This is a genomic window from Bradyrhizobium sp. (assembly GCF_049581145.1).
In the GTDB taxonomy this organism is placed as follows: Bacteria; Pseudomonadota; Alphaproteobacteria; order Rhizobiales; family Xanthobacteraceae; genus Bradyrhizobium.
In genome coordinates this window covers 1-10,300 of the sequence record NZ_JBAURI010000602.1, presented here as the reverse complement: position 1 = coordinate 10,300, position 10,300 = coordinate 1, and the positions used below count along the sequence as shown (strand labels likewise).

9 protein-coding genes are annotated in these 10,300 nt (G+C 63.8%); all 9 read left to right on the top strand.

All coding sequences use genetic code 11. The annotated features are described in order from the left end of the window. Positions 1-289, top strand: a 289-nt coding sequence (locus tag WCB02_RS19905) for a hypothetical protein (RefSeq protein WP_423960684.1), incomplete at its 5' end; no start/stop codon positions are given. Positions 290-573: 284 nt separating this feature from the next. After that, entirely contained in the window at positions 574-1,719 is a 1,146-nt protein-coding gene (locus tag WCB02_RS19900; RefSeq protein WP_423960682.1) for an ABC transporter substrate-binding protein, read from the top strand. Positions 1,720-1,820: 101 nt separating this feature from the next. Then, complete coding sequence (locus WCB02_RS19895) at positions 1,821-2,696, top strand: branched-chain amino acid ABC transporter permease (protein WP_423960680.1); 876 nt, start codon at positions 1,821-1,823, stop codon at positions 2,694-2,696. Next, the gene (locus tag WCB02_RS19890; protein ID WP_423960677.1) at positions 2,693-4,480 is read left to right on the top strand and encodes an ABC transporter permease subunit; all 1,788 of its coding nucleotides are present in this window, start codon (positions 2,693-2,695) and stop codon (positions 4,478-4,480) included. Before WCB02_RS19895 ends, WCB02_RS19890 begins: the two co-directional genes overlap by 4 nt. Then, positions 4,480-5,208 carry an ABC transporter ATP-binding protein gene (locus WCB02_RS19885; protein ID WP_423960675.1) on the top strand — a complete coding sequence of 243 codons (729 nt, stop codon included), beginning with the start codon at positions 4,480-4,482 and terminating at the stop codon, positions 5,206-5,208. The genes WCB02_RS19890 and WCB02_RS19885 overlap by 1 nt, the downstream gene beginning before the upstream one ends. A gap of 18 nt (positions 5,209-5,226) precedes the next feature. Next, positions 5,227-6,312 (top strand): malate/lactate/ureidoglycolate dehydrogenase, encoded by a 1,086-nt coding sequence (locus WCB02_RS19880; protein WP_423960673.1) that lies wholly within the window; start codon positions 5,227-5,229, stop codon positions 6,310-6,312. A 153-nt stretch (positions 6,313-6,465) separates the two neighbouring features. Further along, positions 6,466-7,242, top strand: a complete 777-nt coding sequence (locus WCB02_RS19875; RefSeq protein ID WP_423960672.1) for an HpcH/HpaI aldolase family protein — start codon at positions 6,466-6,468, stop codon at positions 7,240-7,242. Between the two features lie 100 nt (positions 7,243-7,342). Then, positions 7,343-8,866: a UxaA family hydrolase gene (locus WCB02_RS19870; protein WP_423960671.1), complete on the top strand. Its 1,524-nt coding sequence runs from the start codon at positions 7,343-7,345 to the stop codon at positions 8,864-8,866. Positions 8,867-9,004: 138 nt separating this feature from the next. Beyond that, the coding region (locus tag WCB02_RS19865) for a transglutaminase family protein (protein WP_423960669.1) at positions 9,005-10,300 on the top strand (1,296 nt) is incomplete at its 3' end.

The following is a 10,300-nucleotide window of genomic DNA, read 5'->3' as shown; positions in this document are numbered from 1 at the left end:
GTGCACCCGGCATTCCCTGCGCCCTCGATCTCGAGGCGCAAGACTTCCCAAGCAAAGCTCGGGCGACCAGCGCCGCGAGACCGTGAAACCGTATCTGCCGTTTGAAATCCGGTTTCGGATTCGTGGGCTTGGGCAGAGCGCATCTGCGCCGTGCCCAACCGTGCCATCAACACCGTGCTATCAAAAAGGTGTTGGGCGCGTCCGCCGAGGTTCGCCGAAGCAGGCCGATATGAGCAGGACATCAAAATCGCTCACCGGGCTGGCTCGAGAAGGCGAGATCACCCAGTAGGCGCAAATTTGCATGACGATACGGAGAGGAACGCATGGCTTTGTCTGCTGCTCAGTCCCTGGGCAGGAGGGCCTCGCCGCGAACGGTGCGATACGGTGCAATAACGCCCACTGCCGGGATTATGCTTAACGGTAGTCGCCGCCTGCGTCGTTAGTCGAAATCGCTGCAATGTCAATTTACTCGGGGCGCAAGAGTCCCTAAACAGCACCGGGTTTTCGCGTCTGGCCGCGGAATACCAATGCCAAGAAGGGCCGGCATCGAAGCCGGCCTCAGGGAGGACTTGAATGAAGTTGACGAGACGGGAATTCGCAGTCGGTATCGCTGGCAGCATCGCCGCGCCCTACGTGATCGGAAGTGCGAGGGCGCAAGCCGCCACCATCAAGATCGGCATGTGCGCGCCAGTCACCGGCCCTGCCGCCGAGTCCGGCGGCTACGCGATCAAGGGCGCCAAGCTGGCGCTCGATGCCGTCAACAAGGCCGGCGGTATCCTGGGCAAGCAGGCGGAATTGATCGTCGAGGACGATCAGACCACCAACCCCGGCATCGTGCTGGCATTCTCCAAACTCGCCTCGCAACCCGACATCGTGGCCTTCCTCGGCTCGATCCGTTCCACCCAGGTGCACGCCATGGCGCCTGACGTGCTGAAGCTCGGCAAGCCCGTGATGATCGGCGGCACCGATCCGAATCTGACCCATATGGGCAATCAATGGCTGTTCCGTTTCCGGCCCAATGACAGCTATTCCGGTCGTGTCATCGCCGATTACGGCGTCAATACGCTGGGCAAGAAGAAGTGGGCGGTCCTGCACTCGACGGACGCCTTCGGCACCGCCGGCGGCAAGGCCCTGACAGATGCACTGCAGAAGCTCGGCAGCCCCGCCGTGCTCGATCAGGGCTACGCCAACCAGAGTCAGGACTTCACCCCGGTCGTGCTCGCGATCAAGCAGTCCGGCGCCGACATCCTCGGCTCCTACTTCACCTTCGAAAGCGACCTCGGCATCTTCGCCCGGCAGCTGCGCCAATTTGGCGTCAACATTCCATGGGTGGGTTCGCCCTCGATCGTCAACATCACCGCGCTGAAGCTCGCGGGTCCGGCGCTCTATGGCACCTACGGCGTCGCCGACTATGCGGAGGATTCAAGCGAAGCCTCGAAGGCATTTGGCAAGATCTACCGCGACGCCGTCAAGGTTGCGCCCGATAATCAGAGTTCCTGGCCTTATGACGCGGTCACCGTGCTGGCGGCGGCGATCAACAAGGCCGGCTCCACCGATCCGGCGAGGGTCCGCGAAGCGATCCTGGCCACCAGGAAATTTCCGGGCGCCGAGGGCGAATATAATTTCGACCAGAACGGCGATGGACTTCACGGCTACAACATCGTCAAGAACGAGAAAGGCAATATCGTTTTCGACAAGCATATCGATTTCAACGATTAAGCGGATGGCTTCGGCCTCCTCCGGGTGCGGAGGAGGCCGGAATTGTCTGGCCGACGCATCACTTCCGTTGAAGCATCACTTCCCCTCACAGAACGACTTTCATGGATCTGGTCCTCCAACTGCTTTTCACCGGGATCGGCATCGGCGCCGTCTACGCGCTGGTCGCGCTCGGTTTCGTGCTGATCTTCCGCGCTACCAATGTGGTGAACTTCGCGCAAGGCGAGTTCTCCATGGTGGCCGCCTATCTGATGGTGGTGTTCTCGGTCGATCTCGGCTGGCCCTATTGGCTGTCGTTCCTGCTGGCGCTTGCCGGCATGGCGCTGCTCGGCGTGGTCTTCAATCTCGGGGTCTATTATCCGCTGCGCCACCGCAGTTTCCTGCCCGTGATCATCGCGACCATCGGCGCCTCGATCCTGATGTCCAATTCAGTGCTGGCGATCTACGGGCCGCAGCCGCAGGTGTTGCAGGGCTGGTTCGATACCCCCGGCATCCAGCTCGGCCCGGTCTATCTCGACAGCCAGTATCTCCTGATCATCGCGGTGACGATCGCGCTCGTGATCTTCAACTACTGGTTCTTCGAGCACACGCTGCTCGGCAAGAAGCTGCAGGCGACCTCGCAGGACAAGGAAATGGCCTCGCTGCTCGGCGTTTCCGTCTCCACCATGATCATGATCACCTTCATCTATTCGGCCGTGCTCGGCGGGCTGGCCGGCATCCTGGTCGCGCCGGTTCTGTTCGTCTCGATCCAGATGGGCTCGACCATTGCGCTGAAGGCCTTTGCCGCCACCATCATCGGCGGCTTCGGCGACGTCGCCGGCGCCATCATCGGCGGGCTTTCGCTTGGCGTGATCGAAACCTTTGGCGCGGCCTATATATCGGTGCCTTACAAGGACGGTTTTGCCTTCCTGGTGCTGATCGCATTCCTGGTGTTCCGGCCGCAAGGCATCTTCGGCGAGCGCGTGGCGGAAAAAGCATGAGCGCTCCCAGCGAGAACATGCCGATTGCGGTCGTGCGCTCCAGGCCGCTGGTGTTGCGGCATCTGCCTTATTTCATCGGCGCCGCGATCGTGGTGGCGCTCGCCGGCGCGATGCGGTTCGACGGCTATGTCCTCAACATCCTGATGCAGGCGACGACGTTTGCGATCGCGGTGTTCGGGCTCTCGGTCGTGCTCGGCCTCTGCGGGCAGATCAACCTGGCGCAGGCCGCGTTCTTCGGCTTCGGCGCCTATGCCGTCGGTATCGGCACCACCGATCTGCACATGAGCTACTGGCTCTGCCTGCTCGCGGGATGCCTGATCACGCTGATGGCCGGCGCCGTCCTTGGCATGTCGACCCTGCGGCTCGGCGGCCACTACCTCGCGATGGTGACGATCTCGTTCCAGCAGATCGTCACGCTGGTGATGATCAACGCCATCGGCATCACCCATGGTCCGGACGGCGTTTCCAATATCGGCCGGCCGGAGCTGTTCCAGAGCTCGCAAAGCTATCTCGCGTTCTGCGTCGCGGTGCTGGCGATCGTCGGCTATCTGGTCTGGCACCTGCCTGACACGCGGCTCGGCCGCGCCATGCGCGCGGTGCGCGACAACGAGCTTGCAGCAGGCGTCAACGGCATCGATGTGTTCCGCACCAAGGTCTACGCCTTTGCGCTGTGCGCCGGGCTCGGCGGCGTTGCCGGCGGACTGTTCGCGGGCGGCTTTGCCTATGTCAGCCCGGACCAGTTCTCCTTCGCCGACTCCATTGTGTTCCTGACCATGTCGCTGCTCGGCGGCGTGGCGTCGCCGATCGGCTCGGCGATCGGCACCGGGCTGTTGATCCTGATCCCGGAATGGCTGCGCTTCCTCAAGAGCGTGCCGGGGCTTTATCTCGCGATCTACGGCCTGTTCGTGATCCTCATCGTCCGCTTCATGCCCGACGGCATCTGGGGCTTTGTCGCCACCTTCTTCCAGCGCTGGCGGGCGCAGATCAAGACGCCGCCCGCGGCCAAGCCGCTGCAGTTGAAGCCCGCGACCGTCGGGGGCGACATCGTGCTCGAAGTCAGCGGGCTGTCGAAGTACTTTGGCGGCCTCAAGGCGGTCGATGGCGTCGACATCGCGGTCAGGCGCGGCGGCGTGCACGCGCTGATCGGGCCGAACGGCTCCGGCAAGACCACGACGCTGAACGTGCTGTCCGGCCTCTACAAGGCCACCTCCGGCACGATATTGCTCGATGGCACCGACATCACGGCGCTGCCGCCACATCTGCGCACCGCGGCGGGATTGGGCCGGACCTTCCAGAACATCCGCCTGTTCCGTTCGATGACGGCGCTGGAGAATGTCGAGATCGGCGCCGAACGGCCGGGCAACAGCATGATCGGCAAGGGAATCAGCAAGGGCGGTGACGCCGGGCTGACCGAGCGCGCGATGGAAGCGCTGACCTTCGTCGGTCTTGGCAGCCGCGCCAATGAGCTGATCTCGAGCTTCTCCTACGGCCATCAGCGCCTGATCGAGATTGCGCGCGCGCTCGCCTCCAATCCGACGCTGCTGCTGCTCGACGAGCCCGCGGCCGGGTTGAACTCGACCGAGAAGCTCGAACTGCATGATCTGCTCAAGCGCATCGCGGCGCAGGGGCTGACCATCCTGATCATCGATCACGACATGACGCTGGTGTCCGAAGCTGCCCAGCACATCACCGTGCTCAATTTCGGGCGCCGCATCGCCGACGGTGAATCGATGGCGGTACTACGCCATCCCGACGTCGTCTCTGCCTATCTCGGAGCCGAATGATGGCGCTGCTCGAAATCCGCGATCTCATCGTGCTCTATGGTGAAATCGAGGCGCTGCGGGGCGTCACGATCGCCGTCGACGAAGGCAAGGTGGTGACCTTGCTGGGCGCCAATGGCGCCGGCAAATCGACCACGCTGCGGGCGATCTCCGGCCTCGCCAGGCCCGCCGCGGGCGAGATCCTGTTCGACGGCCGATCGATCGCCGGGCTCGGGCCGGAAGCGATCGTGCGGCTCGGCATCTCGCATGTGCCGGAGGGACGACGGGTGTTTCCGGGGCTTTCGGTCAAGGAGAACATCATGCTCGGCGCCTCCAACCGCCGCGCGTCGACCAAGGACATCTCGCGCGAGGCGGATGCGATGTTCGACCTGTTTCCGGACATCCGGAAGTTTTCGGGTTCGCTGGGCTGGACGCTGTCCGGCGGACAGTTGCAGATGGTCGCCGTCGCCCGCGGCCTGATGGCGAAGCCGCGGCTGCTGCTGCTCGACGAACCCTCGCTTGGCCTGGCGCCCGTCATCGTGCAGGCGGTGTTCAAGATCATCTCGGAAATCCGGCGCACCACCACGGTCCTGCTGGTCGAGCAGAACGCGCGCATGGGGCTATCCGTCGCCGACTATGGCTATGTGCTGGAAACCGGGCGTATCGTGCTCGGCGGCAAGCCCGACGAATTGTGGAGCAACGAAGCCATCGCCGCCGCCTATCTCGGCGGTCACGCCAAAGTCCCTGCCTGATCGAACCTGCGAGCCGCCATGGTCACTATCAAGCTTTCGAACCTGATCGATTTCGTCGCTGACGTTTTCGCGCATGCCGATTCGTCGCCTGAAGAGGCACGGCGCATCGCGAGCTATCTCGCGACGGCGAATCTCACCGGCCATGACAGCCACGGCGTGATCCGCGTTCCCGTCTACATCAGATGGAAGAAGATGGGCTCGATCGTGCCCGACCAGACCGTCGAGGTCGTGGTCGATACGCCCTCGCTCGTGGTGATCGACGGCAAGTTCGGCTACGGACAAACCGTGACGCCGCAGGCGGTGAGGATCGGCATCGAGAAGTGCAAGACATCCGGGCTGGCGGCGCTTGCCCTGCGCAACTCCGGTCACCTCGGCCGCGTTGGCGACTGGGCCGAAATGGCGGCCGCCGCGGGCCTGGTGTCCGTGCACTTCGTGACCGCAGCAGGCTCGCTTTTGGTCGCGCCATATGGCGGCGTCGAGAAGCGGCTGTCGACGGCGCCTTATTGCGTCGGCATTCCGCGCCAGGGGCAGGACCCGATCGTGCTCGATTTCGCCACCTCGATCGTCGCGGAAGGCAAGGTGCTGGTGGCGAGCCGCGGCGGCAAGAAACTGCCAAAGGGCGCTCTGATCGACGCCGACGGCACGCTGAGCGAAGATCCCGCCGTGCTCTATGGTCCGTACGAGCCGGACGGCGCGCGCGACCACACCAAGGGAACCGGCGCGATCCGCGCTTTCGGCGAGCACAAGGGGTCAGGCCTGGCGTTCATCTGCGAATTGCTCGGCGGCGCCTTGACTGGCACCGGCGCGACCTCGGCGAACCGGCGCTTCGCCAACGGCATGCTGGCTTTCTACATCGATCCCAAGGTGGTCGACCCCGCCAACTTCTTCGACGGTGAAATTACGCGCTATACCGACTTCATCAGGGCGACAAAGCCGGTCGCGGGTGTCGATCAGGTGCTGGTTCCCGGCGATGCCGAGCGGAGGACGCGCGCCGAGCGTACGCAAAACGGCGTCCCCTTGCCTGATGATACCTGGGCGGCGATAGTGAACATCGCGCGCGAGGTCGGCGTCAGCGAAGCGAGCATTCAAAGGGCGACGGCATAGTTTTTCTCCGTCATTGCGAGCGCAGCGAAGCAATCCAGAGCCGCGAAGAAAGATGGATTGATTCGTCGCGGAGCTTGTCATCGGGCTCGCCGTAGGCGAGACCCGTTGGATCCTCGCAATGACGGTGAAGACAGACACAGGGAAGGAAACATCATGGCAAACAAGGTCAAGCAAATCTGGGCGTCGGGCAAAGCGGTGGTCAACGCGTGGCTTGCGATTCCGTCGGGCTTTTCGGCCGAGGTGATCGCGCAATGCGGCTTCGACAGCGTCACCGTGGACATGCAGCACGGCGTGCAGGACTATCTGTCCATGGTGCAATGCTTCCAGGCGATGAACGGTCATCCGGTGACGCCGATGGTGCGCGTGCCCTGGAACGAGCCCGGCATCATCGGCAAGGTGCTCGACGGCGGCGCCTATGGCGTGATCTGCCCGATGATCAATACGCCGCAGGAAGCCAGGAACCTGGTCGCCTACGCCAAATATCCGCCGAAGGGCACGCGCTCGAACGGTCCGATCCGCTCCGGCATGTACGGTTCGGCCGGCGCCTATCAGCAGACCGCCAATGACGAGATCGTGCTGCTGCCGATGATGGAAACCAAGACCGCGGTCGAGAACATGGAAGCGATCCTCGACGTCGACGGCATCAACGGCGTCTATATCGGCCCGTCCGATCTCGGCTTCTCCTATGGCCTGGTGCCCAAGCTCGATCGCGACGAGCCGGAAATCCTGCAGATCTACGAGAAGATCGTGAAGGAGTGCGGCAAGCGCGGGCTCTATCCCGGCATCCACTGTTCCGGCGCCGACGGCGCGGTGCGCGCCATCAACATGGGCTTCAAGCTGGTGACGCTCTCCAACGAGAGCGGTTTGATGATGACCTACGCGAAAATGCAGATCGCGCAGACCAGGAAAGAGTCGGGCGGCAAGGCCTGACGGCGCCAATGGCGAATAGGGAGTGGCGAACAGCGGATTGAACCAACCTTCTATTCGCTACTCGCCGTTCGCTTGTTCGCCGCATCCGAGGAGAGCTCCAATGACCCAAGCCCCCGTCATTCGCCTGCATCCCGACGACGGCGTGCTGATCGCGCGATCGAGCCTGCCGCCCGGATTGGTGGTGGCCGATGGCGTGACCACGGTCGAGCGGATTCCGGCCGGCCACAAGGTGGCGATCCGGCCGATCGCGGTGGGCGAGCCGATCCGCCGCTACGGCCAGATCATCGGCTTTGCCACCGCGCCGATCGCGCCGGGGCAGCATGTCCACACCCAGAACTGCGGCATGGGCGATTTCGCCAAGGATTATGCCTATGGCGCCGACGTCAAGCCGGTGCCGAATTTCGATCTGCCCGCGACCTTCGAGGGCATCCGCCGTTCCGACGGCCGGATCGCAACCCGCAACTATATCGGCATCCTCACCTCGGTGAATTGCAGCGCGCATGTCGCAAGTCTGGTCGCCGACGTCTTCAAGAGGAACCCGTTCACGCACGACAATCCGCTGGCCGATTTTCCGAATGTCGATGGCGTGGTCGCGCTGACGCACAAGACCGGCTGCGGCATGACCCAGGACGAGCCCTTGAAGCTGTTGCGGCGGACGCTTGGCGGTTATGCGCGCCACGTCAATTTCTCGGCCGTCGTCGTGCTCGGGCTCGGCTGCGAGGTCAACCAGATCGGCGGGCTGATGGACGAGCAGAAGCTCGCCGGCCGGCTGCGCGCGATGGACATCCAGGAGGTCGGCGGCACCCGCAAGACAGTGGAAGCCGGCATCGCCTTCGTCAGGGAGACGCTGGCGGATGCCAACAGGGTCAAGCGCGAGCCCGTGCCGGCGAGCGAATTGACGGTGGCGCTGCAATGCGGCGGCTCGGACGGTTATTCCGGGGTCTCCGCCAATCCGGCACTGGGCGCAGCGAGCGATCTGTTGGTGCGGCATGGCGGCACCGTGATCCTGTCCGAGACGCCCGAGACCTATGGCGCCGAGCATCTGTTGACCCGTCGCGCGGTCAGCCGCGAGGTCGGCGAGAAGCTGGTGTCGCTGATGCGCTGGTGGGAGGATTATACCGCGCGCGAAGGCGCCGAGATGAACGCCAATCCGAGCCCGGGCAACAAGGCCGGCGGGCTGACGACCATCCTGGAAAAATCGCTCGGCGCCATGGCGAAGGCCGGCAGCACCAACCTGGTCGATGTTCTGCATTACGCCGAACCCGTCACCAAGAAGGGTTTCGTGTTCATGGATACGCCGGGCTACGATCCGGTCGCGGCGACCGGGCAGGTGGCGGGCGGCGCCAATCTGGTCTGCTTCACCACCGGAAGGGGCAGCGTGTTCGGCTGCAAGCCCGCGCCGTCGATCAAGCTCGCCACCAACACGCCGATGTACAGGCGCATGGAAGACGACATGGACGTCAATTGCGGCACCATCCTCGACGGCGAGGAAACCGTGCAGCAATGCGGCCAGCGCATCTTCGACCTGATGCTGAGGACCGCGTCCGGCCAGCCCACCAAGAGCGAAAGTTTCGACTTCGGCGGCGCCGAATTCGCGCCGTGGGTGCTCGGGGCGACGATGTAGCAATAGCGAATAGCGAAAGGCCGTTTGCGAGCGCGATTCGCGATTCGCCCGCTCGACGGGCACAAGCTGCCCGTTGTTAGAGCTTGATCCTGGCCGGAACCAGTGTTCTGCTTAAAAAAGCTGCTGGAGTGGCCCGTATTGTCAATCTTCGTCGCACTACACCACGTCACGCACTATAAATACGACCGTGCGATCGACCTCGGCCCGCAGACCATTCGCCTGCGGCCGGCGCCGCATACCCGCACGCCGGTGCTGAGCTACTCGCTCAAGGTCACCCCGCCCAACCATTTCGTCAACTGGCAGCAGGATCCGCAGGGCAACTGGCTGGCGCGCTACGTCTTTCCGGAGAAGGTGACCGAGTTCAAGATCGAGGTCGATTTCACGGCGCAGATGACCGTGATCAATCCGTTCGATTTCTTCGTCGAGCCATACGCGACCGCCTTTCCGTTTCAGTACAGGGACGACCTGAAGGCCGAGCTCGCGCCCTATTTGGAGACCATCGAGCCAGGTCCGCAGTTTACCGAGTACATGAAGTCGATCCCGCGCGAGGCGGATTCGACCGTCAATTTCCTGGTCGATCTCAACGCCCGTCTGCGGGAAAAGATTCGCTATATCATCCGGATGGAGCCCGGGGTTCAGACGCCGGAGGAGACGCTGGCCACGAGCGCGGGATCGTGCCGCGACTCCGCCTGGCTGTTGATCCAGATCATGAGGCATCTCGGCCTCGCCGCGCGCTTCGTCTCGGGTTACCTGATCCAGCTGCGACCCGACATCGATCCGGTCGAGGGACCGCGTGAGGTCGAGCAAGATTTCACCGACCTGCATGCCTGGGCCGAAGTCTATCTTCCCGGCGCCGGCTGGATCGGCTTCGATGCGACCTCGGGCATGCTGGCCGGCGAAGGGCACATCCCGGTCGCCGCCACGCCGCATTACCGTTCGGCGGCGCCGGTCTCCGGCAGTGCCGGCTTTGCCAATGTCGACTTCGCGTTCGAGATGAGCGTCAAGCGCATCCGCGAAGTGCCGCGCATCACCTGGCCGTTCTCCGATGAATCATGGGCGCGGCTCGACCGTCTCGGCGAGCAGGTCGACGCCGACCTGACGGCGCAGGACGTGCGGCTGACGATGGGTGGCGAGCCGACCTTCGTGTCGGTCGACGATCTGGAGGCGCCGGAATGGAACACGGCGGCCGTCGGAGGGGCCAAGCGCGCTCTCGCCGACGACCTGATCCGGCGCTTGCGCGAACGTTTTGCGCCCGGCGGTCTGCTGCATTACGGGCAGGGCAAATGGTATCCCGGCGAGAGCCTGCCGCGCTGGGCGTTCGGGCTCTATTGGCGCAAGGACGGGGTTGCGATCTGGAAGAACCCTGATTTGATCGCCAAAATCGAGAATCCGCGCAAGGCCGACATCGCCGGCGCCGAGCGCTTCGCCCAGGGC

Coding starts and splice junctions, on each gene's coding strand:
- WCB02_RS19890 (WP_423960677.1), top strand. CDS start 2,693: ATGAGCGCTCCCAGCGAGAACATGCCGATTGCGGTCGTGCGCTCCAGG.
- WCB02_RS19880 (WP_423960673.1), top strand. CDS start 5,227: ATGGTCACTATCAAGCTTTCGAACCTGATCGATTTCGTCGCTGACGTT.
- WCB02_RS19870 (WP_423960671.1), top strand. CDS start 7,343: ATGACCCAAGCCCCCGTCATTCGCCTGCATCCCGACGACGGCGTGCTG.
- WCB02_RS19875 (WP_423960672.1), top strand. CDS start 6,466: ATGGCAAACAAGGTCAAGCAAATCTGGGCGTCGGGCAAAGCGGTGGTC.
- WCB02_RS19900 (WP_423960682.1), top strand. CDS start 574: ATGAAGTTGACGAGACGGGAATTCGCAGTCGGTATCGCTGGCAGCATC.
- WCB02_RS19885 (WP_423960675.1), top strand. CDS start 4,480: ATGGCGCTGCTCGAAATCCGCGATCTCATCGTGCTCTATGGTGAAATC.
- WCB02_RS19895 (WP_423960680.1), top strand. CDS start 1,821: ATGGATCTGGTCCTCCAACTGCTTTTCACCGGGATCGGCATCGGCGCC.